Below are 22,728 nucleotides of genomic sequence, written 5' to 3'. Positions count from 1 at the left end.
CGGGCTAGGTTGGCGGGATGCCCGAGCACCGTGAGACAGACCTGAACGGAACCGACCTGCCCACCGGCTCGTCCGGATGGATCCGCGTCCGGGGGGCGCGCGAGCACAACCTGCGCGACGTCGACGTCGACCTGCCCCGCGACTGCTTCGTCGTCTTCACCGGGGTCTCCGGCTCGGGCAAGTCGTCGTTGGCCTTCGGAACGGTGTTCGCCGAGTCGCAACGTCGCTACTTCGAGTCCGTCGCCCCGTACGCCCGGCGGCTCCTGTCGCAGGTGGGCGCGCCCGACATCGACACGATCGACGGGATGCCGCCGGCCGTGGCGCTGCAGCAGGCGCGCGGAGCCACGAGCTCCCGGTCGTCGCTCGGCACCCTCAGCTCGCTCTCGGACGTGCTGCGCCTGCTGTACAGCCGGGCCGGCACCTACCCCGAGGGCGCCGACCACCTGCCGGCGTCCGCGTTCTCCCCCAACACCGCGATCGGCGCGTGCCCGACGTGCCACGGCAGCGGGGTCTCGCGCAGCACGACCGAGGAGCTCCTCGTCCCCGATCCGAGCCTGTCGATCGACGAGGGCGCGATCGGCGTCTGGGCGAACCGCGCCTGGGTCGGTCTCAACGTGCGGCGCATGGTCACCAAGCTCGGCATCGACATCCACGCGCCGTGGCACACCCTGCCCCAGGAGCAGCGCGACTGGCTGCTCTTCACCGACGAGGAGCCCCGGATGCTCCTGCAGGGCAACAAGCAGGGAGAGGCGAGCGCATACCACGGTCACTGGTCGTCCGCGGAGAAGTACCTGATGCGCAACCTGGCGAAGACGCAGTCGGCGAGCCAGCGCGAGAAGCTCGAGGCGTTCCGCGCCGAGGGGCCGTGCCCCACCTGCCACGGCAAGCGCCTGCGCCCGGCCGCCTTGGCGGTGACCTTCGCGGGGGTCGACATCGCCGAGATGGCAGCGATGCCGCTGTCCCAGGTGTGCGCGCTGCTGGACACCGGTCTGGAGCAGCAGGCCCGCGGCACCGACCGGCACGGAGCGGCAGCAGCCACGGCGGCCCGCTCCCTGGTGAAGGACTTCGCGTCGCGGGTCGAGGCCATCATCGGGCTGGGCCTGGGCTACCTGTCGATGGACCGGTCGAGCACGGCCCTGTCCCCCGGGGAGCTGCAGCGCGTCCGCCTCGCGGGGCAGCTGCGCGCCGGCCTGTTCGGCGTCCTGTACGTGCTGGACGAGCCGTCCGCGGGCCTTCACCCCGCGGACTCCGAGGCGCTGTACGCGGCGCTGCGGGAGCTCGTCGCTGCCGGCAACTCCCTGTTCGTGGTCGAGCACGATCTGGCGATCGCCCGGCACGCCGACTGGGTGGTCGACGTGGGTCCGAGCGCCGGCGTCCTCGGTGGACATGTCGTGCACAGCGGGCCTCCTGAGGGACTCGCGGCGGTCGCCGAATCGGTGACCGCCGAGTTCATGTTCGACCGCACGCCTCCCCCGACGCTGGCGGCCCGCGAGCCGGTCGCCTGGCGTGAGCTGGACCACCTGTCGTTGCACAACCTGCAGGACGTCAGCATCCGGCTCCCGATCGGGGTGATGACCGCGATCACCGGCGTCTCCGGGTCCGGCAAGTCCTCCCTGCTCGCAGCCACGCTCGAGCGCCTGGAGGCCGAGCCGGTCGTCGACGGCGAGCAGCAGCGGATCATCTCGATCGACCAACGGCCGATCGGCCGGTCCCCCCGGTCGAATCTCGCGACCTACACCGGACTGTTCGACGCCGTACGACGGCTGTTCGCGGCGACCCCGGCGGCGAAGGACCGCGGCTGGGCGGCCGGACGGTTCTCGTTCAACGTCGCCGCCGGCCGCTGCCCCACGTGCGAGGGCGAGGGATTCATCGCGATCGAGCTCGTCTTCCTGCCGACCAGCTACTCGGTGTGCCCCACCTGCAACGGCTCGCGGTACAACCCCGAGACGCTGGAGGTGCACTACCGCGAGCGAGACATCGGCCAGGTGCTCGCGATGACCGTCCAGGAGGCCGCGACCTTCTTCGAGGACGTACCGGGCGTGCACCGGTCGCTGGCGACGCTGCTCGACGTCGGCCTGGGTTACCTGACCCTCGGACAGCCGGCGACCGAGCTCTCGGGCGGCGAGGCCCAGCGCATCAAGCTGGCCACCGAGCTGCAGCGTCCGAGGCGGGAGGGCACGATCTTCGTGCTCGACGAGCCGACCGGTGGTCTCCACCCGGTCAACGTGCGCGACCTCGTGCGCGTCCTCGGTCGGCTCACCGATGCGGGCGACACGGTCATCGTGGTGGAGCACGACATGCAGGTCGTCGCCGCAGCGGACTGGGTCATCGAGCTGGGCCCCGGCGGCGGGGACCGCGGCGGCACCGTCGTGGCCGCCGCCACCCCGGCGGACCTCCTGGAGGTCGAGCAGAGCGTCACCGCCCCGTACCTGCGCCGCGCGGTCGAGCGGGAGATGAGTGCCACGTCACATCAGTGAATGGGTGTCAGGCCCTGGTATTCGGGCACTTTTGACTCATGAGCCATGACAAGCACACAGCAGCAGGAGCCCGCGAGGGACTGTTCGACAGCGTCGCGGGCAAGGCCAAGGAAGTCGCCGGAGCGGTGACCGGCAAGGACGATCTCGTGGAGGAGGGCCAGCTTCAGCAGGCAGCGGCGGAGCACCGCAAGTCCGCCGTCGCCGAGGAGGCGCTCGCCGACGCGAAGCGTCAGGAAGCCGCCGAGGAGCTCCGCGAGACCAACCACGAGGCGGCAGCCGAGAAGGAGGCCGCCCATGACCGGGCCGACGTCGCCCAGCGTGCCGTCGACCGCGAGCGGGCCGAGGAGCACGCCGAGGCTGAACGCGTGGCCGCACAGCAGGAGGCCATCGGACGCCGTTCCGCCGAGCAGCAGGCCGAGGAGGTCGAGCGCGAGCGCGAGCGGGAGGCCGTCGCCCTCGCCGAGAACGCCGAACGGACCGAGCAGCAGGCGGTCGCCGACCGCGAACGCCTCGAGCGCGAGGCCGCAGCCGCCGAGCACCAGGCCGCGCAGCTGCGCGCCGACGAGAACAGGAGTTGACCACATGTCTGCCATCAGCACACTCATCGCCCTCCCCTACGAGCTGGCCCGGCTGCCGCTCGCCACGATCGACCACCGGCTGTCCAGCCGGCTGCCGGAGACCTCACGGCCCCGCACCACGCTGGACCGCGCGATCGGCACCGCGGACAAGATCGCGGGTGCCGCGCTGCACAACGACAAGATCGCCGCTCGCGGTGCCGACCGCATCGACCGCACCGAGAAGCTCCTGAAGGCCGAGCGCCTGGACGAGCAGGCCGAGGCCCGCCGGGCCGAGGCACAGGTGGTGGCCGAGACCGGACGCCGGCAGGCTGCCCGCGAGCGGCAGGCCGCCGCCAGGCAGGCCGCGTCGGCTCCCACTGAGGCCAAGAAGGCTGAGGACAAGTCCAAGCGACAGGCAGCTGCTCGGGCTTCGGCCACCGAGACGAAGAAGAAGGCCGCTGCCGACCGGACCGCCGCGCAGCGCACGGAAACGGTCGAGCAGCGCAAGAAGCGGGTCGCGCAGGCGGCGGAGGCCAAGAAGGCGGCCGCACGCCGTGAGGCCAAGGCCGAGCTCGACGACGCTCGCGAGTCCAAGCAGTCCGCTGCCGAGGCGCGTTCTGACGCCGAGGCGCTCAGCGACCTCACCGAGGCGAAGAAGCAGGATCGCCAGAAGGACTGACCCATCCGGCGTCACGGTCCCCTGGGTCCAGGACGCACAAAGGCCCCCACAGTCACCTGTGGGGGCCTTTGGCTTGGGTGCACGACTCTGGTGCACAAACAGCAGCGAGGCCGCCCCATAGGGGCGGCCTCGCGCTAATGATTGTCCGGCGACGTCCTACTCTCCCACACAGTCTCCCGTGCAGTACCATCGGCGCTGAGAGGCTTGACTTCCGGGTTCGGAATGTAGCCGGGTATTTCCCTCTCGCCATGGTCGCCGAAACTCTATTGAGATATCAACTCAAAACCATGCAACCCCTTGACTCCGTCACACCCATCGGGTGTGTTGGAGGGGTCTTGGTGGTTCCCGGACGTATCTCGGGAACCTCACAGTGGACGCGGTGTACATCTTTGTAAGAAACAAGCCCTCGGCCTATTAGTACCGGTCAGCTCCACACATTGCTGCGCTTCTACTTCCGGCCTATCAACCCAGTGGTCTGCTGGGGGCCTTACCTGGTAAACCAGTGGGAAACCTCATCTTGAAACACGCTTCCCGCTTAGATGCTTTCAGCGGTTATCGCTTCCGAACGTAGCTAACCAGCAGTGCTCTTGGCAGAACAACTGGCACACCAGAGGTTCGTCCATCCCGGTCCTCTCGTACTAGGGACAGATTTTCTCAAGTTTCCTACGCGCGCGGCGGATAGGGACCGAACTGTCTCACGACGTTCTAAACCCAGCTCGCGTGCCGCTTTAATGGGCGAACAGCCCAACCCTTGGGACCTGCTACGGCCCCAGGATGCGACGAGCCGACATCGAGGTGCCAAACCATCCCGTCGATATGGACTCTTGGGGAAGATCAGCCTGTTATCCCCGGGGTACCTTTTATCCGTTGAGCGACGCCGCTTCCACTTGCCAGCGCCGGATCACTAGTTCCGACTTTCGTCCCTGCTCGAGCTGTCACTCTCACAGTCAAGCTCCCTTGTGCACTTACACTCGAAACCTGATTGCCAACCAGGCTGAGGGAACCTTTGAGCGCCTCCGTTACATTTTAGGAGGCAACCGCCCCAGTTAAACTACCCATCAGGCACTGTCCCTGATCCAGATAATGGACCTAGGTTAGATGTCTAGTACAGCCAGAGTGGTATTTCAACGATGACTCCACACACACTGGCGTGCATGCTTCACAGTCTCCCACCTATCCTACACAAACTGAACCAAACACCAATACCAAACTATAGTAAAGGTCCCGGGGTCTTTCCGTCCTGCCGCGCGTAACGAGCATCTTTACTCGTAGTGCAATTTCGCCGAGTCCATGGTTGAGACAGCGCCCAAGTCGTTACTCCATTCGTGCAGGTCGGAACTTACCCGACAAGGAATTTCGCTACCTTAGGATGGTTATAGTTACCACCGCCGTTTACTGGGGCTTAAGTTCTGTGCTTCGCTTGCGCTGACACGTCCCCTTAACCTTCCAGCACCGGGCAGGAGTCAGTCCGTATACGGCGTCTTTCGACTTAGCACGGACCTGTGTTTTTAGTAAACAGTCGCTTGGGCCTGGTCTCTGCGGCCGTCAACGCTTCTCAGAGCAAGTCTGATAACGAATCGGGCCCCCCTTCTCCCGAAGTTACGGGGGCATTTTGCCGAGTTCCTTAACCATGGTTCACTCGATCACCTTAGTATTCTCTACCTGACCACCTGAGTCGGTTTGGGGTACGGGCGGCTCTAGATCTCGCTAGATGCTTTTCTCGGCAGCATAGGATCACTCACTTCGACAAAATTGTCTCCCCATCAGATCTCAGGCATGTGAATGACGGATTTGCCTATCATTCGCCCTACGTCCTTAGCCCGGGACAACCATCGCCCGGGATGAGCTACCTTCCTGCGTCACACCATTGCTTGCCTACTACCAGATCGGGTCATGCGCTGCCCCGGCATCGCTCCGAAGAGTCCAGCCGGCTTAGGGCACTTAGCATTTCTGGGTTCAGCATGGGCGATCTAATGCCGGTACGGGAATATCAGCCCGTTGTCCATCGACTACGCCTGTCGGCCTCGCCTTAGGTCCCGACTTACCCAGGGAAGATTAGCTTGACCCTGGAACCCTTGGTCATTCGGTGGAGGAGTTTCTCACTCCTCATTCGCTACTCATGCCTGCATTCTCACTCGTGTAGCCTCCACGGCTGGATCACTCCGCCGCTTCGCTGGCCACACGACGCTCCCCTACCGATCCATGCGCCTGGACCACGAAGGCCTGGCTATTGCATGAATCCCATAGCTTCGGTGGATAACTTGAGCCCCGCTAAATTGTCGGCGCGGAATTACTTGACCAGTGAGCTATTACGCACTCTTTCAAGGGTGGCTGCTTCTAAGCCAACCTCCTGGTTGTCTCTGCGACTCCACATCCTTTTCCACTTAGTTATCGCTTTGGGACCTTAGCTGATGGTCTGGGCTGTTTCCCTCTCGACAATGGAGCTTATCCCCCACTGTCTCACTGCTGCGCTCTCACTTATCGGCATTCGGAGTTTGGCTGGGTTCAGTAAGCTTGTAGGCCCCCTAGCCCATCCAGTGCTCTACCTCCGACAAGAAACACGCAACGCTGCACCTAAATGCATTTCGGGGAGAACCAGCTATCACGGAGTTTGATTGGCCTTTCACCCCTATCCACAGCTCATCCCCCCAGTTTTTAACCTAGGTGGGTTCGGTCCTCCACGCGGTCTTACCCGCGCTTCAACCTGGCCATGGATAGATCACTCCGCTTCGGGTCTAGATCCTGCAACTATGGTCGCCCTATTCGGACTCGCTTTCGCTACGGCTACGGCTCAACGCCTTAACCTCGCTACAGAACGCTAACTCGCAGGCTCATTCTTCAAAAGGCACGCTGTCACCCGTCACAAGGACGAGCTCCAACGGATTGTATGCACATGGTTTCAGGTACTATTTCACTCCCCTCCCGGGGTACTTTTCACCTTTCCCTCACGGTACTAGTCCGCTATCGGTCATCGAGGAGTATTTAGGCTTAACGGGTGGTCCCGCCAGATTCACACCGAATTTCAGGGGTTCGGTGTTACTCGGGGTGACGCAAAAGAGCCATGAGCTTACGTGTACGGGGGTATCACCCTCTATGCCGCGACTTTCCAGTCGGCTTTCACTTCACTCATGGTTTATGACTCTTCGTCTGATCGGCAGAACAGACCATGCGGCCCCACAACACCCCAAATACAACGCCTGCCGGCTATCACATACTTGAGGTTTAGCCTGATCCGGTTTCGCTCGCCACTACTACCGGAATCACTTTTGTTTTCTCTTCCTGTGGGTACTGAGATGTTTCACTTCCCCACGTTCCCTCCTACTGCCCTATGTGTTCAGACAGAGGTACTCAGACTTTACTCTGAGTGGGTTTCCCCATTCGGACATCCCCGGATCACAGGTCGGTTGTCACCTTCCCGGGGCTTTTCGCAGACTCCAACGTCCTTCATCGGCTCTCGATGCCAAGGCATCCACCATGTGCACTTAGTAGCTTGTTGTTACTACAAAGATGCTCGCGTCCACTGTGAAGTTCTCAAAATACGTTCGGTCCCGCATACCAGATCCCACGCCTACCAGAACCAACACCCCATGAAGAGGTGTCGAACCAGGTGGTTCGAGGGGATATACGGTCCAAGGAAACAGTCTCTTACGAGCTGATCCCTCAGGACCCAACAGTGTGCCTGAATCGGTAACAAATTTCCCAGCGACGTTCCACGCTCTTACGAGCAGTACTGACCCTGGTGGGCTGCTACCAAGCCAAATAATCGACGATCCACTAGTGAGCTGAGCCGCACCAACACATTCGGTTGGTAAACGCCTCATGGACAACCACCACGATGGGCAGCTGCCAGATGCTCCTTAGAAAGGAGGTGATCCAGCCGCACCTTCCGGTACGGCTACCTTGTTACGACTTCGTCCCAATCGCCAGCCCCACCTTCGACAGCTCCCTCCGTAAACGGTTGGGCCACTGGCTTCGGGTGTTGCCGACTTTCATGACGTGACGGGCGGTGTGTACAAGGCCCGGGAACGTATTCACCGCAGCGTTGCTGATCTGCGATTACTAGCGACTCCGACTTCATGGGGTCGAGTTGCAGACCCCAATCCGAACTGAGACCGGCTTTTTGGGATTCGCTCCACCTTGCGGTTTCGCAGCCCATTGTACCGGCCATTGTAGCATGCTTGAAGCCCTGGACATAAGGGGCATGAAGACTTGACGTCATCCCCACCTTCCTCCGAGTTGACCCCGGCAGTCTCCTATGAGTCCCCACCATTACGTGCTGGCAACATAGGACGAGGGTTGCGCTCGTTGCGGGACTTAACCCAACATCTCACGACACGAGCTGACGACAGCCATGCACCACCTGTAAACCGACCACAAGGGGGGCCGTATCTCTACGGCTTTCCGGCATATGTCAAACCCAGGTAAGGTTCTTCGCGTTGCATCGAATTAATCAGCATGCTCCGCCGCTTGTGCGGGCCCCCGTCAATTCCTTTGAGTTTTAGCCTTGCGGCCGTACTCCCCAGGCGGGGCGCTTAATGCGTTAGCTGCGGCACGGAGACCGTGGAAGGTCCCCACACCTAGCGCCCAACGTTTACGGCATGGACTACCAGGGTATCTAATCCTGTTCGCTCCCCATGCTTTCGCTCCTCAGCGTCAGGTAATGCCCAGAGAACCGCCTTCGCCACCGGTGTTCCTCCTGATATCTGCGCATTCCACCGCTACACCAGGAATTCCGTTCTCCCCTGCATACCTCTAGTCTGCCCGTATCGGAAGCACGCTCAGGGTTGAGCCCTGAGTTTTCACTCCCGACGCGACAAACCGCCTACGAGCCCTTTACGCCCAATAATTCCGGACAACGCTCGGACCCTACGTATTACCGCGGCTGCTGGCACGTAGTTGGCCGGTCCTTCTTCTGCAGGTACCGTCACTTTCGCTTCGTCCCTGCTGAAAGAGGTTTACAACCCGAAGGCCGTCATCCCTCACGCGGCGTTGCTGGATCAGGCTTTCGCCCATTGTCCAATATTCCCCACTGCTGCCTCCCGTAGGAGTCTGGGCCGTGTCTCAGTCCCAGTGTGGCCGGTCACCCTCTCAGGCCGGCTACCCGTCAATGCCTTGGTGAGCCATTACCTCACCAACAAGCTGATAGGCCGCGAGCTCATCCTTCTCCGCCGGAGCTTTCCACCTCCAAACATGCGAAAGGAGGTCATATTCGGCATTAGCCATCGTTTCCAATGGTTATTCCAAAGAGAAGGGCAGATTGCTCACGTGTTACTCACCCGTTCGCCGCTCGTGTACCCCCGAAGGGGCCTTACCGCTCGACTTGCATGTGTTAAGCACGCCGCCAGCGTTCGTCCTGAGCCAGGATCAAACTCTCCGTTGAAGCAGCTAAAGCGCTGCCAAACTTCAGTTCAACCTGACAAACTATTTGCTGACAAATAAATTGTCGGAATTGATTCCATCAAGCCAACCAAACAACCGAAGTCATCTGGCAAGTCTCGACGGGGTATTACTAATTAATCTCGTCGACTTTTGGCACACTGTTGAGTTCTCAAGGATCAGACGCTCACCTCAGCTAAAACCTCTCGGTCCGCCTCAGGGCAACTCGTCCAACTTACACGGCTCGTTTTCACCGGTCAAACCCGGGTCGGTCACCATGCCAGCTCCCGTTCTCAGCGACCCGGCGACAGGAACCCCGTGAAGGACTCCGTGCCTTGATCGTTTCGGTTGAGCTGGTCGGACACCCTGCGTTCCGCGCCTCGCGGCTGCGTTTCGCTGTGCTGTCCAACAAGAAGAACATTACACGGGACCTTTCCGAAGCGCCAAATCGAGATTGACGCTTTTCGCCCTTTTGAGAACCTGTCTCCGACGTACACGGCGTGATCTCGGGGAAAAGTCGCTGTGAAGTTTTTTTCGGGCCCGAACAGCGCTCCCCGGTATTGCAGGAGTGGGGCAATTCGGCCCCAGCGGGTACACCGGATGCCGGGCCCGTCACGCGGGCCCGCTCCCCCGATCGAAGGACTCCCCATGACCCCCAGCAGCACTCCCGGACGCGCCCTCGTGGTCGGCGCGACCGGCATCATCGGCCAGGCGTTGAGCACACAGCTCGTGGCGGGGGGCTGGACGACGTTCGGCCTCTCCCGGAGCGGACGCCCCCAGCCCGGTGTCACGTCGGTCGCAGCGGACCTGGCCGACCCCGAGGCCCTGCAGGCGGCCCTCGCGGACGTGGCTCCCCAGCTCGTCGCGATCACGGCGTGGACCCGTCAGGACACCGAGGAGGAGAACATCGCCGTCAACGGGGCGGCGGTGCGCAACGTGCTCGCGGCACTCGAGCCGGCCCGGTCGGTGCAGCACGTCGCCCTGGTGACCGGGCTCAAGCACTACCTCGGCCCCTTCGAGGCGTACGGCTCCGGGGACGTGCCGGACACCCCGTTCCGCGAGGAGGAGCCCCGTCTGGACTACCCGAACTTCTACTACGCCCAGGAGGACGAGCTGTTCGCCTCCGCCGAGCGCAATGCGTTCACGTGGAGCGTGCACCGCGCCCACACCGTCTTCGGCTTCGCCACGGGCAACGCGATGAACATGGTGCTGACGCTGTCCGCCTACGCGACGATCTGCCGGCGGCTGGGCCGTCCGTTCGTCTTCCCGGGCTCCGAGCTGCAGTGGAACGGCCTCACCGACGTCACGGACGCGGACCTGCTCGCGGAGCAGATCATCTGGGCCGGCACCCACGAGGCCGGCCGCGACCAGGCGTTCAACATCGCGAACGGCGACGTGTTCCGCTGGCGGGCCCTGTGGCCCCGGGTCGCCGAGCACTTCGGCGTCCCGTGGGAGGGTTTCGAGGGCGAGCCGCGCCCCCTCGAGCAGAGCATGGTCGGCATGGCGGACACGTGGCGGGACATCGCCTCGGAGCACGACCTCGTCGAGCCCGATCTGTCCCGGATCGCGTCGTGGTGGCACACCGACAGCGACCTCGGCCGCACCGTCGAGAGCCTGACGGACATGAACAAGAGCCGGCGCGCCGGGTTCCTCGGGTTCCGGGACTCACGGGAGAGCTTCTTCGACCACGTCCGGAAGTACCGCGAGGCCCACATCATCCCGTGAGCCGCTGGCTCAGGCGGCGGTGATCGCGTCGGCCAGGCGGTCGATCCCGTAGTCGAACGCGTCGCCGATCTCGCCGCCGAGACGGAACTCACCGCCGAGCTCCATCGCGATCAAGCCGGTGAGCCACGCGGTGACGGTGCGCGCCGCCTCGAGCGCGCGGTCCGGGCCAGCGAGCTCGCCCACCGCGGCGAGGAGTGGCGCGCTGGTCGTCTGCAGCAGTTCACGGGAGAGTCCCACCTCCTCGGCGCCGGAGGTGAAGACCAGCTGGTACGCCGCGGGCCGCGCGTGGGCGAACGTGCGGACCGCGATCGCGATGCCCTCGAGCCTGGCCCGCGGATCGCCGGCGGCGTGCTCCACGGCGGCGATCCGCGCGCCGAGGTCACGGGTCGCGGCCTCGGCCAGCAGGCGGATCAGCTCGCCGCGGTTGCTCACACGCTTGTAGAGCGACGGCGGGCGGACCCCCACCCGCTCGGCGACAGCGGCCATCGTCACGGCCCTGAGACCCTCGCCGTCGAGGAGGTGCTCGGCGGCGGCGACGATCGCGGGCAGGGACGTGCGGTCGGGAGTCGGCATGAACCCAGCATAGCTATTGTGCGTAGCCATGATGGCTATGTACCGTAGCCATCATGGAACTCACACCTCAGCTTCACCGCATCGGCAACGACACCGTCGCTGCCTACCTCGTCGTCACGGATGACGGCATCACCCTCATCGACGCCGGGCTGCCCGGCCACTGGCGCGACCTGGACCGCGAGCTCGCGGCCATGGGCCGCAGCGTCGCGGACATCCGCGGCATCGTCCTGACGCACGGCGACAGCGACCACGTCGGCTTCGCCGAGCGCCTGCGCCGCGACCACGGCGTGCCCGTGTTCGTGCACCATGCGGACGCCGCCCGCGCCCGCGGCGAGACGTCGACCAAGCCCGGCATGGGCGGCATGCGGATCGGCCCCGTGCTGCGCTTCCTGGGCTACTCGATCAGCAAGGGCGGCTACCGCACCCACCACCTCACGGAGGTGCACGAGATCTGCGACGGGGACGTGCTCGACCTCCCCGGAGCGCCCCGGATCATCGGCCTCCCGGGCCACTCCCCCGGCAGCATCGCGGTCTACGTGCCTGCCGTCTCCGCGGTGTTCGTCGGTGACGGGCTCACCACGCGCCACGTCCTGACCGGCCGCCGCGGCCCCCAGCCCGCGCCGTTCACCGACGACCCGGAGGCGGCCACCGAGTCGCTCTCGCGCCTCGAGGGGCTCGACGTCGACTGGGTCCTGCCGGGACACGGGACGCCGTGGCACGCGGGGGTGCCCGAGCTGTTGGCGGCCTACGAGGCGGCCCGCGCGGCCTGAGGGAGTGCTTGGGTCCACGGCCCGTCCGGCATATGGTTGCATCATGCAATCAGATGGGTCGAGCACCGCAGAGGACGCCCTCATGCGCCTGATGATGGTCGCGGGCCGGCGGTTCCGCGCCCGCACGGCCGGAGACGTGATCGACCCGGCCCAGGCCACGTTGCTCTACGCGTTGAAGTGTCACGGCGCGATGCGGCTCGGCGACCTCGCCGAGGCGATGAAGCTGGATGCCTCGACCGTGAGCCGGCACGTGCAGCAGCTGGGCGACCACGGCATGATCGACCGCGAGCCGGACCCCGAGGACGGCCGGGCGCGCATCATCGCCCTGTCCGACGCGGGCGCCGCCAGTCTCGCCAGGACGTTCGACGAGCGACGCACCTTCCTCACGGCCGCCCTCCACGACTGGTCGGACACCGATCGCCGGCGCCTGCGCGAGGACCTGGAGAGGCTCACGGCTGCCCTCAGCGCCACCGCCTGATGCCCGCTACGGCCGGTCGCGCGCCGACAGCTTGTCGACCACCAGGTCGTACGAGTCCTCGATGAGCTCCTCGAGCAGCCCCGGTGGCAGGGTGCCGTCCAGCCGGACGGTGACCCAGTGCTTCTTGTTCATGTGGAATCCACGCTCGACCGCGTCGTACGTCGCGACGAGCCCCGTGACGTCGGGAGGCTCGGCCTTGAGGTTGATGCTGTCGGGGCTCGCCACGCCGGTCTGCGCGAAGATCCTGCCGCCGACCTTGTAGACGGCCGTCTCCTCGTTGAACGGGAAGGTCAGCACCGCCCCGGGCAGCCCGGCGCAGAAGGCGTGGACGTCCGTCATCGCCCCAACGGCTCCGGCGGCTCGAACGGCGTGTCCGGCTCGGGCTCGTCCTGGTACTCCCGAGCGGACGAGACCAGGTGGCGCACGACACCGTTGAGGCACGCGGCGAGCGGCACCGCGATGAGGGCGCCCACGATGCCCGCGACGGTCACGCCCGCACCGATCGCGAGGATGATCGCGAGCGGGTGCACCCTGACGAGCCGGCCCATCAGGAACGGCTGGAGCACGTGCGACTCGACCTGCTGGACCGCCACGACGATGATCAGCATGAACAGCGCGGTCCACGGCCCCTGCGCGACGAGGGCCACCAGGACCGCGACCATGCCCGACAGCAGGGCCCCGATGATCGGGATGAACGCGCCGAGGAAGACCAGCACGCCGATCGCGAAGGTGAGCGGCACGCCGAGGAGCCAGGCTCCGACGGCGATGCCCACCGCGTCGGTGAACGCGACCAGCACCGTGGCCCGCACGAAGGCCGTCAGCGAGATCCAGGCCGTGTGCCCGGAGGAGTCGACCTGGTCGCGGGCGGCCCGCGGGAACAGCGCGACGACCCAGGACCAGATGCGGTTGCCGTCGTAGAGGAAGAAGAACGAGGCGAAGAGCGCGATGAAGAACCCGGCGACGACGTGCGTCACCGTGGTGCCGACCGCACCGGCTCGTGAGAGCAGCGTGGTGTCGCTGGAGGCGATCGAGTCCTTGGCGCTGTCCACCCAGTCCTTGATCTGGGAGTCCGAGAGGTCCAGCGGGCCGGTCTCGGCCCAGTCCTGCACCTGCGTGATGCCGTCGACCACGTTGCCGCGCAGCTCGGTGGCCTGGGTCGACAGCTGCTGGCCGACCAGGGCGAGCATGCCGAAGAACGCGACCAGCATGAAGATCACGACGATGAACGTCGACAACAGCCGCGGCAGGCCGCGCGCCTGCAGCCAGTTGACCGCGTCCACGGTCAGGGCCGTGCCGAGGAGTGCGACCGCGATGGGGACCGAGATCTCGGAGAAGTAGCGCAGCAGCCAGATGCCCGCCAGGCCCGCTGCCCCGATGACGAGCAGACGCCACGCCCACTGGGTGGCGATCTCCACGCCGGGTGGGACCTGATATCTCTCGCTCACACGCTCACACTCCTCGCGCGTCACACTATCCGCCACTCGGCGAGCCGTCAGCCCGTGCGGCCGGGAACAGAGCGGTGCGGGTCCGGTGTTGATGACAGCGTGAAGCACGCCTTCGTAGACTTCACGTGAAAGGTGGAATCATGATGTTTGGTCGCAGCAAGTCAGAGCTCCCGACCCCCGACGCCGCCCTGCCGGGCCGCGAGGGCCGACAGTTCCAGGTCGGCGGCCCGCACCTCGTCCTCGGCACCCCCGTCGAGACCCAGGTCCCTGAGGGCTTCGAGTCCGCAGTGTTCGGCCTCGGCTGCTTCTGGGGCGAGGAGAAGACGTTCTGGGAGATTCCGGGCGTCTGGTCCACGTCCGTCGGCTACGCCGGAGGACAGACCCCGAACCCCACGTACGAGGAGGTCTGCACGGGTCGCACCGGGCACGCCGAGGTCGTCCGGGTGATCTGGGACCCCGCGAAGCTCTCGTTCGCGCAGCTGCTCCAGGTGTTCTGGGAGAACCACGACCCGACGCAGGGCATGCGCCAGGGCAACGACCGCGGCACGCAGTACCGCTCGATCATCCTGACGACGATGCCCGAGCAGCAGCGCGAGGCCGAGGAGTCCCGTGAGCGGTACCAGGAGCGCATGACGGAGGCCGGCTACGGCGAGATCACCACGTCGATCCAGCCGCTCGAGCGCTACTACTACGCCGAGGAGTACCACCAGCAGTACCTCGTCAAGAACCCGTTCGGCTACTGCCCGCTGCACGCCACGGGCGTCGCGTACGCGTAGTGGGGTTCACCCGCGCCGAGCTGGAGGCGGTCGCCGGCCGCACGATCCCGGACCTCGTCCCTGACGATCTCCGGCTGCTGCTGGTCGGCATCAACCCCGGCCTGGTCAGCGCGGCGACCGGCTTGCACTTCGCCCGGCCGGGCAACCGGTTCTATCCCGCGCTGCGCCTGGCCGGGGTCCTTCCTCCCGACGTGATGACGCCGGAGGACGCGGCCCCGGCCCTGCTGGCGCGGGGGGTCGGCATCACGAACATGGTGGCCCGATCCTCCGCCCGCGCGGACGAGCTGGAGGACGAGGAGATCCGCGACGGGAGGCACCGGCTCGAGGAGCTGGTCGCCGAGCGCCGCCCGCGCGTCGTCGCGTTCGCGGGCATCACGACGTACCGGATCGCCTTCGCCGACAAGTCGGCGAAGGCCGGCCGCCAGGACCGTGCGATCGCGGGGGCGGACGTCTGGGTCGTCCCCAACCCCAGCGGCCTCAACGCGCACGAGACGGTGGAGTCCCTGGCCGTCGCCTACCGCGCCGCGGCCGAGGCCGCGGCCGTCGTCTGAGGACGGCTGCGCTCAGGCACCCTCGCGCACGGCCATGACGTCGGGCATGACGTCGTAGAGCGAGACGATGAGCGCCTGCACCGCAGCGGCGACCTTCTCGCCCGCCGGTGTCAGCGCGTAGTCGACGTGCGGGGGCAGGGTCGACTGCACCCGGCGGTCGACGAGCCCGTCGGCCTCGAGGCCCTTCAGGGTCTGCGACAGCATCTTCTCGCTGATGCCGTCCACGCAGCGGCGCAGCTCCCCGAAGCGCGCCGGCTCGCTCGACAGGGCGGCGAGGGTCAGCGCGCCCCACCTGCTCGTCACGTGCTCGAGCACCTCACGGGACGGACACATGGTGCTGAAGACGTCGAACGGCGGCTGCTGTTGCTGGGACACGGGGAACCTCCTGTCCCGTCATGCTATCACTCGGTTAGTGCTAACTTCTAGTTTGTACTAACCCTGAGTTAGTGTACGGTTTCTCGAAGCGCCCGGATCGTCCGCCGCGCCCCTGAAAGGACATCCCCATGACCATTGCCGTCACCGCCGCCACAGGACACCTGGGTTCCCTGGTCGTCGATTCCCTGCTCGAGAGGGTTGCGGCCTCCGAGGTCGTCGCCGTCGTGCGCGACCGCGAGAAGGCACAGCCCATCGCCGATCGTGGCGTCGAGGTCCGGGTCGCCGACTACGGCGACCCCGAGGCCCTCGCGAGCGCCCTGTCCGGCGTCGACAAGCTGCTGCTGATCTCCGGCACCGACTTCGACCAGCGCCGCCAGCACCACGTCAACGTCATCGATGCCGCGGTCCGCAACGGCGTCTCCCTGGTGGCGTACACCAGCGCGCCGGGCGCGGACACGTCCACCCTCCCGGTCGCTCCCGACCACTTCGCGACCGAGCAGTACCTGGCCAAGAGCGGGCTGGACCACGTCCTGCTGCGCAACGGCTGGTACCACGAGAACTACGCACCGGCCCTGGAGGCCGCTCGCCAGACGGGCGTGGTCCTCACGTCCGCGGGTGACGGTCGCGTCTCCAGCGCGGCCCGCGCCGACTTCGCCGAGGCGGCTGCGGTCGTGCTGACGACGGACGAGCCGGTCAAGCCGGTCTACGAGCTCGGCGGCGACGTCTCCTGGTCGCAGGACGAGCTCGCGGCCACGATCGCCGACCTCCTGGGCTCCCCGATCTCCGTCGCGCAGGTCGGGCCCGAGGAGCAGGCCAAGGTCCTCACCGAGGCAGGCGTGCCGCCGGTGTGGGTGCAGTTCGGCGTCGACACGGACGCGTCGATCAGCAACGGCGAGCTCGAGGTGCCCGGCCACGAGCTCAGCACGCTGATCGGCCGTCCCACGACGCCGCTCGCGGACAGCCTGCGCGCCGCGCTCTGACGCCTCTACGCCGCGGGGGCCGTGCCGGGGGACGGCGACCGCGGCGTGAGCGTCAGCTCGAACCCGGCCGGCATCAGCGTGAGCCGCTCCGACACCCGCAGCTCGTACGTCGGATCAGGCTCGAGGTCGTAGCGGTGGAGGATCCGGGCAAGCACGAGGACCGCCTCGTGCAGCGCGAACTGCCGGCCGATGCAGGACCGCTCCCCCGTGCCGAACGGCTTGTAGACGTGGGGCGGACGACCGTGTGAGCGTTCGGGCAGGAAGCGATCCGGGTCGAACTCGTCGGCGTCCGCGCCCCACACCGCGGGATCGCGGTGCACCAGCGGCAGCAGCACGAGCGCCCAGTCCTGCGGCCGCATGACGTGCCCCGTGCTGAGCGTGGTCGTCTGCCGGGGGCTGCGGCCGAACGCGGGAGCGGTCGGCCACAGCCGCAGCGCCTCGTCGAGCACGCGGCGGACGAAGCGCATCTTCGGCACCTGCTCGAAGGTCGGCTCGACGTCCCGGTCGGGTCCGAGCACCCGGTCGACCTCGGCCTGCGCCCTCCGCACAGCCTCGGCGTCCCGGCTGAGGTGGTGCAGCGCGAACGACAGCGCACCGGACGTGGTCTCGTGCCCCGCGACGAGGAACGTGAGGATCTGGTGCCGGATGTTCAGGTCGTCGAGCCGCTGCCCGGTCTCGGGGTGCGGCGAGTGCAGCATGATGCCCAACAGGTCGTCGACGTCGTCCTGGCCGCTGGCCCGCCGAGCGGCGATCAGGTCGTCGAGCAGCCCGTCGACGTACGCCTGGTGGGGAGCGTTGCGCTTGTCGATCCGCCGGGCCATGAGTGCCGAGCCGGGCATCGAGTCCAGCGTGCCCTTGCGCTGGCCGGCCTTGAGCGCGGCGATCATCGCCGGGATGAACGGGTGCTGGTCCTCGCGGGTGAACGAGCCGAAGTCCTGGCTGAACGCCGTCCGGCTGATCGTCTCCAGGGTCAGCCGGGTCATGTCGGCCGAGACGTCGACCGGGCCCGGGCGGGCGTCCCAGGTGTCGAACAGCTCCTGCGCCGCGGCGAGCATGATCGGGTGGTAGCGCCGCATCGCGTCGCGGGTGAACGCCGGCCGCAGCAGGTCGTGGGCCAGGGCCCAGTTGGTCTCGTCGTTGTACGCCGTGAAGAGCCCCTCGCCGGCGAACTCGCGCAGCGCGACGAGCGCCGGCGGCAACGCCTTCTCGAACCGCGCCTCGTCCGCGAGCTCGGCCGCGATCTCGGCACCGGCGACGATCACGAACTTCTGGTCGAAGATCTTCAGCTCGAAGATCGGCCCCAGATCGGCACCCCGCCGCATCGTGCTCTGCAGCGGGGTCGCGGGGTCGGTCCCGAGGACGTCGCCCACCACCGGGCGGCGGCCGGGAGGGTGGGGAAAGGTCTGTCCTGACCAGTCGTTGCGCACCACGGGCCGATCAGAGCCCGCTGCGCGGGCTGGCGGCGCGGACGATGCGTTGGTAGCCCGACCCGGTGATGCGGACGAACGCGTCGAGCACCCGCGCGTCGGCGCCGATCAGGACGCGGGCCTTGTCCTTCTCCACGCCGGCGAGGATGACGTCGGCGGCCTTCGCGGGCGAGGTCCGCGCGAGCCGGTCGAACGACGACGCGAGGTCGTCGTGGTCGACCCCGTCGACCTCGGCACCGTTGCGGACGATGTTCGTCCGGATGCCTCCGGGGTGCACGCAGGTCACCTTCACCGGCCGGCGGTCGTTGATCATCTCCTGTCGCAACGCCTCGGTGAAGCCGCGCACGGCGAACTTGGCGGCGTTGTACGCGCTCTGCGACGGCACGGAGAACAGCCCGAAGACACTCGAGACGTTGACCACGTGCCCGTCCCCGGACGCCACGAGGTGGGGCAGGAACGCCTTCGTGCCGTTGACGACGCCCCAGAAGTCCACGTCCATGACCCGCTCGATGTCCTTGAACGACATCTGCTCGACGCTGCCGGTGAAGGCGATGCCGGCATTGTTGACGACCAGGTGCACGACGCCGAAGTGCTCGGCCACGGCGTCGGCGTACGCGAGGACGCTCTCCCGCTCGGAGACGTCGAGCCGGTCCGCGCGCACCTCGGCGCCGAGCGTCCGCACGAGCTCCTCGGTCTCGGCGAGGCCCGAGAGGTCGACGTCGCAGATCGCGAGTCGCGCTCCTCGACGGGCCAGCTCGACCGCGAGCGCACGGCCGATGCCGGAGGCTGCGCCGGTGACGACGGCGACCTTGCCGGTGAAGTGGGTCATGCCCGGTCCCCCGATTCCAGATACTGTCAGTATCCGGACGCTAGCAGATGGCCCGGTCAGGTGACAGAGCGTCGACGCGGGCTCAGGCGCACGTCCGGGAGCGGCGGCGCCGGGATGACCTGCGTCCCGTGGCCGTCGACGTGCCCGAAGCGCGCCGACCCGGCTTCCCAGTCCGCGCGGGCGTCGGCGATGTCCTCGTGGGACCGCCCCACGAAGTTCCACCACATCACGAGCTCCTCGTCGAACGGCTCACCGCCGATGAGCAGCAGCGTCGTCTCGTCCCGGACCTGCAGCCCGACCTCGGTGCGTCCCGGCCCGAGGTAGCGCATCTCGCGGTGCGCGATGTCCTCGCCGTCCACCGTGACCGGGCCGTCGACCGCGAGGATCGCGTGCTCGAAGCCCTCGCGCAGCGGGACCTGCACGAATCCCGGCCGCACGCGCATCTCGGCGCCCACGATCGGCGTGTAGGTCGTGGCCGGCGACACCGCGCCGGCCACCTCGCCCAGCAGGATCGTCGCACTCCAGCCCTCCCCGGTCACCACCGGGAGGTCCGGGTGGTGCTCGAACTCGGCCGGTCCCCGTCTGGCGTCCGCCGGCAGGGCGACCCACAGCTGGAGCCCGTGCATGGGGACGTCGGGGTCGCCGACGGAGAACTCCGAGTGGGACACCCCGTCCCCGGACGTCATGAGGTTGAGCTCGCCCGGACGCAGGACGACCTCGCTGCCCAGGCTGTCGCGGTGGCGGATCTCCCCCGCCAGCGGCCAGGTGACGGTCTGCAGGCCCGTGTGCGGGTGCGGCAGCACGATCATCGGGTCGCTCGACGGCCCGAAGTGGTCGACGAAGCACCAGGCGCCCACGGTGGGGAACCCGCGCTGCGGCAGTGTGCGGTGCACCGTGAGGCCGCGCAGACCCCCCAGCGGCACCTCCCGCGCACCGAGGGTCAGATCGGTCATGACAGCAGCGTACGTCGCAACCGGTCGAGCAGGTCCGTCGTCCCACCGATCTCGAGGAACCAGCCCTCGACGCCCTCGGGGTGGGCGTCCCAGTGGTCGAGCACCGCGGTGATCGCCTCGGGAGAGACGCCCGCGAACGACGGCGGGAGCGTGCTGCGGTGGCGATGGCCGGCCCCCTTGCGCAGCCGCCCCATGATCGCCGCCTCGGCGTCGGCGGTCAGCAGGTAGTCGTCGAGCACGGTCTCGCGCGAGACGCCGACCAGCCGCAGCAGGAGGGCGATCGACACGCCCGTGCGGTCCTTGCCCGCCGCGCAGTGGATCAGCGTCGCCCCGGGAGCCCGCCCGATCTCGCGGACGAGCTCGACCAGGTACATCGACGACTGCTCGAGCATCAAGAGGTAGAGGCCCTGCAGGCTGTCGATCGGTCGCGCGCCGGGCCGCAGCGCTGCCAGCAACGGGAGGTTCACCACGCGCACGCCGGTCTGGGCCAGGGGGTGGATCGGCTCGGACTCCCCCGGTGACCGCAGGTCGATGACCACCGGCGGCGGCCAGGTGATCCCGTCGGGTCCCACGTCCCGCGCGGAGGGAACGGCGCTGCGCAGCACCCGGCCAGTGGCCAAGGGACGCCCGTCCGCGGTGACCAGACCGCCGACGTCGCGCAGATTCGGGGTGGTCTCGGGCACCGCCCCACCCTAGGGGTAGTGAACGTCACGCCCCGTTCGGACGGCCGGAGGCCTCGGTGTCAGGGTGACACCGTAAAATCGATCCGTGCCTCGTCCCAGCAGAATCGCCGCCACCGCCCTGATCGGCGGCGGAGCGACCATCTCCGGGTTCTACGGCTTCCTCATCGGCGAGGCGATCCTGGCCCGCCGGACGATCGGCGTGACCGACGACCGCCCGCCGACGCCCGACGGCGTCTACGGCGACGACCTGCCGGGCGCGACGATCCGCGTGCTGGTGATCGGCGACTCCGCCGCGGTCGGCTACGGCATGACCCGCGCCGATGCCACCCCGCCGGCGATGCTCGGCATCGGCCTGGCGCACGTCATGGACGCACCGGTGGAGATCCGCTGCCGTGCCGTCGTCGGCGCGCAGACCTCCGACCTCATGGAGCAGATCGACTCGGTCGACGGCTGGGAGCCGCACGTCGCGGTCATCGTCGTCGGCACCAACGACGTGACGCACCGGGTCCCGCCGCGCACGTCCGCCGCGCTGCTCGCCGACGCGGTGCGCCGCTTGGTCGCGGCCGACTGCGCCGTCGTCGTCGGCACCACTCCGGACCTCGGCAGCATCCGCCCGATCATGCAGCCCCTGCGGGCGGTCGCCCGCCAGTGGAGCCGTGACCTGGCCCGTCGCCAGACGATCGCCCTGGTCGAGGCCGGCGGACGTGCGGTGTCGCTCGGCGGGCTGCTGGGCGACCTGTTCACCGAGAACCGTGACGTCATGTTCGGCGCCGACCGGTTCCACCCGTCCGAGACCGGCTACGCGAACATGGTCTCGGTCCTCATCCCGGCCGTCGCCGCGTCGCTGCGGCAGAAGGCCCGGTCGTCGGCGTACCCCGAGTTCAGCCCCTCGCAGCGTCCCCGCGACCTCATGTCGGTGCGCGACGCGGCGGCCGAGGCGTCCCAGAACCCCGGCACCCAGGTCGTCCAGGACGGCACCCACGGTGGTGGCCGGTGGGCCACCGTGCTGCGTCGCCGCCGCGCCGGCTGAGCGGACGTCATCCCCGGCGGGGCGCCTGCGCCTCGCGCGGGATGACGTCCCCGGAACAGACCGATGGCCGGCCCCCGAGGGGACCGGCCATCGTCAGCTCAGGGCTGCGTGCAGGTGATCAGTTGTCGCCGCGAAGGATCGCGAGGATGCGCAGGAGCTCGATGTACAGCCAGACGAGGGTGACCGTCAGGCCGAACGCCGCGCGCCAGGCCTCGCGCTCGGGGATGCCCGCCGCGACGCCCTTCTCGACGTAGTCGAAGTCCATGATCAGCATGAAGACCGCGAGCACGACCAGCACGCAGGAGACCAGCAGGCCCAGCGTGTTGAAGCCGCGCAGGCCGCCGTTGTCGAGGACACCGGTCACGCTCAGCAGCAGGTTGACCAGCAGGACGCCGACGACGCTGAACATCGCGATCGTGACGACCTTGCGGAACCGGTCGGTGACCTGGATGTTGAAGAACTTGTACGCCGCGAGCGTGCCACCGAAGGCGATGACCGTTCCGAGCACCGCCTGGAACACGATCGACGGGGCGTCGACGTAGGCCGCGATGACCTTGGAGAAGGCGCCGATGAAGACACCTTCGAAGGCCGCGTAGGCCAGGACCAGCGCGGGGCTGATGACCTTCTTGAACGAGTTGACCATCGCCAGGACGAAGCCGACGATGGCACCGAGGGTGGCGAACGTGGCGGCCTTGCCGTAGGCGGCCTCACCGGTGGTCGGGTCGACGAAGTCGCCGATCGCGAACCAGGTGACGGCTGCGGCGAGCGTCAGGACGCCCAGCGTGATGGCGGTCTTCTCGACGACCGAGTCGATGGTCATCCGGCCGGTGCCGGTGCCGCGCTCGGTGTGCGTCGGTGAGCCGTTGAGGTCGACCTGCCACTGGGACGGGTCGTTGGCGATCGCGCCGCCGCGGCCGTTGAACTCGGCGCTGCGGGCGAAGACAGGGTTGCTGCTCTTCATGTTTCCCTCCGTGGGATGGCTCCGAAAGATGGAGTCGTTGCTTCCACTGTATCCAACGCCGTCGACAGGTTGTTTGATCCCGA

Annotated in this window: 19 protein-coding genes and 3 rRNA genes; 10 read left to right on the top strand and 12 right to left on the bottom strand. The window is 67.1% G+C overall.

All coding sequences use genetic code 11. From position 1 onward, the window contains the following. Positions 1 to 17 precede the first annotated feature (17 nt). Genes C3E78_RS04325 through C3E78_RS04315 form a run of 3 tightly spaced genes read left to right on the top strand, consistent with a single transcriptional unit; the run spans position 18 to position 3,713 of the window. Entirely contained in the window at positions 18 to 2,477 is a 2,460-nt protein-coding gene (locus C3E78_RS04325) for an ATP-binding cassette domain-containing protein (protein ID WP_108577152.1), read from the top strand. A gap of 38 nt (positions 2,478 to 2,515) precedes the next feature. Further along, positions 2,516 to 3,055, top strand: a complete 540-nt coding sequence (locus C3E78_RS04320) for a CsbD family protein (RefSeq protein ID WP_108577151.1) — start codon at positions 2,516 to 2,518, stop codon at positions 3,053 to 3,055. A 4-nt stretch (positions 3,056 to 3,059) separates the two neighbouring features. Beyond that, positions 3,060 to 3,713, top strand: a complete 654-nt coding sequence (locus tag C3E78_RS04315) for a hypothetical protein (protein WP_108577150.1) — start codon at positions 3,060 to 3,062, stop codon at positions 3,711 to 3,713. A gap of 143 nt (positions 3,714 to 3,856) precedes the next feature. Here the strand turns inward: C3E78_RS04315 and rrf are convergent. The 3 genes from rrf to C3E78_RS04300 form a co-directional block, all read right to left on the bottom strand. Beyond that, positions 3,857 to 3,973, bottom strand: a 5S ribosomal RNA gene (gene rrf / locus C3E78_RS04310). A 134-nt stretch (positions 3,974 to 4,107) separates the two neighbouring features. After that, positions 4,108 to 7,209: ribosomal RNA gene (locus C3E78_RS04305) — 23S ribosomal RNA — on the bottom strand. Positions 7,210 to 7,574: 365 nt separating this feature from the next. Next, positions 7,575 to 9,093, bottom strand: a 16S ribosomal RNA gene (locus tag C3E78_RS04300). Together the 16S, 23S and 5S rRNA genes form the textbook arrangement of a ribosomal RNA operon. Positions 9,094 to 9,737: 644 nt before the next feature. Here C3E78_RS04300 and C3E78_RS04295 point away from each other — a divergent pair. Beyond that, positions 9,738 to 10,814, top strand: a complete 1,077-nt coding sequence (locus tag C3E78_RS04295; RefSeq protein WP_108577149.1) for an SDR family oxidoreductase — start codon at positions 9,738 to 9,740, stop codon at positions 10,812 to 10,814. Positions 10,815 to 10,823: 9 nt separating this feature from the next. Here C3E78_RS04295 and C3E78_RS04290 read toward each other — a convergent pair whose 3' ends face one another. Beyond that, on the bottom strand, positions 10,824 to 11,387 hold the full coding sequence (locus C3E78_RS04290) for a TetR/AcrR family transcriptional regulator (protein WP_108577148.1): 564 nt from the start codon (positions 11,385 to 11,387) through the stop codon (positions 10,824 to 10,826). A gap of 53 nt (positions 11,388 to 11,440) precedes the next feature. Here C3E78_RS04290 and C3E78_RS04285 point away from each other — a divergent pair, with 53 nt between their 5' ends. Both C3E78_RS04285 and C3E78_RS04280 read left to right on the top strand, forming a co-directional pair. Then, positions 11,441 to 12,157 carry an MBL fold metallo-hydrolase gene (locus tag C3E78_RS04285; RefSeq protein WP_108577147.1) on the top strand — a complete coding sequence of 239 codons (717 nt, stop codon included), beginning with the start codon at positions 11,441 to 11,443 and terminating at the stop codon, positions 12,155 to 12,157. Between the two features lie 43 nt (positions 12,158 to 12,200). Then, positions 12,201 to 12,635 carry a MarR family winged helix-turn-helix transcriptional regulator gene (locus C3E78_RS04280; protein ID WP_108577146.1) on the top strand — a complete coding sequence of 145 codons (435 nt, stop codon included), beginning with the start codon at positions 12,201 to 12,203 and terminating at the stop codon, positions 12,633 to 12,635. Positions 12,636 to 12,641: 6 nt separating this feature from the next. Here the strand turns inward: C3E78_RS04280 and C3E78_RS04275 are convergent, their stop codons facing one another. Together C3E78_RS04275 and C3E78_RS04270 are read right to left on the bottom strand one after the other, a co-directional pair. Continuing rightward, positions 12,642 to 12,974 carry an MmcQ/YjbR family DNA-binding protein gene (locus C3E78_RS04275; RefSeq protein WP_108577145.1) on the bottom strand — a complete coding sequence of 111 codons (333 nt, stop codon included), beginning with the start codon at positions 12,972 to 12,974 and terminating at the stop codon, positions 12,642 to 12,644. Then, the gene (locus C3E78_RS04270; RefSeq protein WP_108577144.1) at positions 12,971 to 14,080 is read right to left on the bottom strand and encodes an AI-2E family transporter; all 1,110 of its coding nucleotides are present in this window, start codon (positions 14,078 to 14,080) and stop codon (positions 12,971 to 12,973) included. The genes C3E78_RS04275 and C3E78_RS04270 overlap by 4 nt, the downstream gene beginning before the upstream one ends. A 140-nt stretch (positions 14,081 to 14,220) precedes the next feature. Here C3E78_RS04270 and msrA point away from each other — a divergent pair, with 140 nt between their 5' ends. Continuing rightward, positions 14,221 to 14,856 (top strand): peptide-methionine (S)-S-oxide reductase MsrA, encoded by a 636-nt coding sequence (gene msrA, locus C3E78_RS04265; protein WP_108577143.1) that lies wholly within the window; start codon positions 14,221 to 14,223, stop codon positions 14,854 to 14,856. Next, entirely contained in the window at positions 14,856 to 15,407 is a 552-nt protein-coding gene (locus tag C3E78_RS04260; RefSeq protein ID WP_108577142.1) for a mismatch-specific DNA-glycosylase, read from the top strand. The genes msrA and C3E78_RS04260 overlap by 1 nt, the downstream gene beginning before the upstream one ends. 12 nt (positions 15,408 to 15,419) lie before the next feature. On the opposite strand, the gene C3E78_RS04255 is transcribed toward C3E78_RS04260, so the two are convergent. Next, complete coding sequence (locus C3E78_RS04255; RefSeq protein WP_235833829.1) at positions 15,420 to 15,782, bottom strand: winged helix-turn-helix transcriptional regulator; 363 nt, start codon at positions 15,780 to 15,782, stop codon at positions 15,420 to 15,422. Between the two features lie 128 nt (positions 15,783 to 15,910). On the opposite strand from C3E78_RS04255, the gene C3E78_RS04250 reads away from it, so the two are divergent. Beyond that, positions 15,911 to 16,762: an SDR family oxidoreductase gene (locus C3E78_RS04250; protein WP_108577141.1), complete on the top strand. Its 852-nt coding sequence runs from the start codon at positions 15,911 to 15,913 to the stop codon at positions 16,760 to 16,762. Positions 16,763 to 16,767: 5 nt separating this feature from the next. Here C3E78_RS04250 and C3E78_RS04245 read toward each other — a convergent pair whose 3' ends face one another. Genes C3E78_RS04245 through C3E78_RS04230 form a run of 4 tightly spaced genes read right to left on the bottom strand, consistent with a single transcriptional unit; the run spans position 16,768 to position 20,654 of the window. After that, positions 16,768 to 18,192 carry a cytochrome P450 gene (locus C3E78_RS04245; RefSeq protein ID WP_235833828.1) on the bottom strand — a complete coding sequence of 475 codons (1,425 nt, stop codon included), beginning with the start codon at positions 18,190 to 18,192 and terminating at the stop codon, positions 16,768 to 16,770. 7 nt (positions 18,193 to 18,199) lie between these two features. Continuing rightward, complete coding sequence (locus C3E78_RS04240) at positions 18,200 to 19,018, bottom strand: SDR family NAD(P)-dependent oxidoreductase (protein ID WP_108577140.1); 819 nt, start codon at positions 19,016 to 19,018, stop codon at positions 18,200 to 18,202. Positions 19,019 to 19,074: 56 nt separating this feature from the next. Continuing rightward, positions 19,075 to 19,971, bottom strand: coding sequence for a pirin family protein (locus C3E78_RS04235; RefSeq protein ID WP_108577139.1), 897 nt, complete (start codon positions 19,969 to 19,971; stop codon positions 19,075 to 19,077). Continuing rightward, on the bottom strand, positions 19,968 to 20,654 hold the full coding sequence (locus C3E78_RS04230) for a tyrosine-protein phosphatase (protein WP_108577138.1): 687 nt from the start codon (positions 20,652 to 20,654) through the stop codon (positions 19,968 to 19,970). The genes C3E78_RS04235 and C3E78_RS04230 overlap by 4 nt, the downstream gene beginning before the upstream one ends. A gap of 85 nt (positions 20,655 to 20,739) precedes the next feature. Between C3E78_RS04230 and C3E78_RS04225 the strand changes: the two genes are divergently transcribed. Continuing rightward, entirely contained in the window at positions 20,740 to 21,684 is a 945-nt protein-coding gene (locus tag C3E78_RS04225; RefSeq protein WP_108577137.1) for an SGNH/GDSL hydrolase family protein, read from the top strand. 118 nt (positions 21,685 to 21,802) lie between these two features. Here C3E78_RS04225 and C3E78_RS04220 read toward each other — a convergent pair whose 3' ends face one another. Further along, entirely contained in the window at positions 21,803 to 22,645 is an 843-nt protein-coding gene (locus tag C3E78_RS04220; RefSeq protein ID WP_108577136.1) for a Bax inhibitor-1/YccA family protein, read from the bottom strand. Between the last annotated feature and the right edge of the window lie 83 nt (positions 22,646 to 22,728).

Origin of the sequence: Aeromicrobium chenweiae (assembly GCF_003065605.1) — a bacterium.
Lineage (GTDB): Bacteria > Actinomycetota > Actinomycetes > Propionibacteriales > Nocardioidaceae > Aeromicrobium > Aeromicrobium chenweiae.
Note: the sequence above shows the minus strand (reverse complement) of the source record. Positions and strands in the feature narration are given on the sequence as shown.

Coding starts and splice junctions, on each gene's coding strand:
- C3E78_RS04275 (WP_108577145.1), bottom strand. CDS start 12,974: ATGACGGACGTCCACGCCTTCTGCGCCGGGCTGCCCGGGGCGGTGCTG.
- C3E78_RS04220 (WP_108577136.1), bottom strand. CDS start 22,645: ATGAAGAGCAGCAACCCTGTCTTCGCCCGCAGCGCCGAGTTCAACGGC.
- C3E78_RS04280 (WP_108577146.1), top strand. CDS start 12,201: ATGCAATCAGATGGGTCGAGCACCGCAGAGGACGCCCTCATGCGCCTG.
- C3E78_RS04285 (WP_108577147.1), top strand. CDS start 11,441: ATGGAACTCACACCTCAGCTTCACCGCATCGGCAACGACACCGTCGCT.
- msrA (WP_108577143.1), top strand. CDS start 14,221: ATGATGTTTGGTCGCAGCAAGTCAGAGCTCCCGACCCCCGACGCCGCC.
- C3E78_RS04320 (WP_108577151.1), top strand. CDS start 2,516: ATGAGCCATGACAAGCACACAGCAGCAGGAGCCCGCGAGGGACTGTTC.
- C3E78_RS04235 (WP_108577139.1), bottom strand. CDS start 19,971: ATGACCGATCTGACCCTCGGTGCGCGGGAGGTGCCGCTGGGGGGTCTG.
- C3E78_RS04240 (WP_108577140.1), bottom strand. CDS start 19,018: ATGACCCACTTCACCGGCAAGGTCGCCGTCGTCACCGGCGCAGCCTCC.
- C3E78_RS04290 (WP_108577148.1), bottom strand. CDS start 11,387: ATGCCGACTCCCGACCGCACGTCCCTGCCCGCGATCGTCGCCGCCGCC.
- C3E78_RS04325 (WP_108577152.1), top strand. CDS start 18: ATGCCCGAGCACCGTGAGACAGACCTGAACGGAACCGACCTGCCCACC.
- C3E78_RS04295 (WP_108577149.1), top strand. CDS start 9,738: ATGACCCCCAGCAGCACTCCCGGACGCGCCCTCGTGGTCGGCGCGACC.
- C3E78_RS04250 (WP_108577141.1), top strand. CDS start 15,911: ATGACCATTGCCGTCACCGCCGCCACAGGACACCTGGGTTCCCTGGTC.
- C3E78_RS04315 (WP_108577150.1), top strand. CDS start 3,060: ATGTCTGCCATCAGCACACTCATCGCCCTCCCCTACGAGCTGGCCCGG.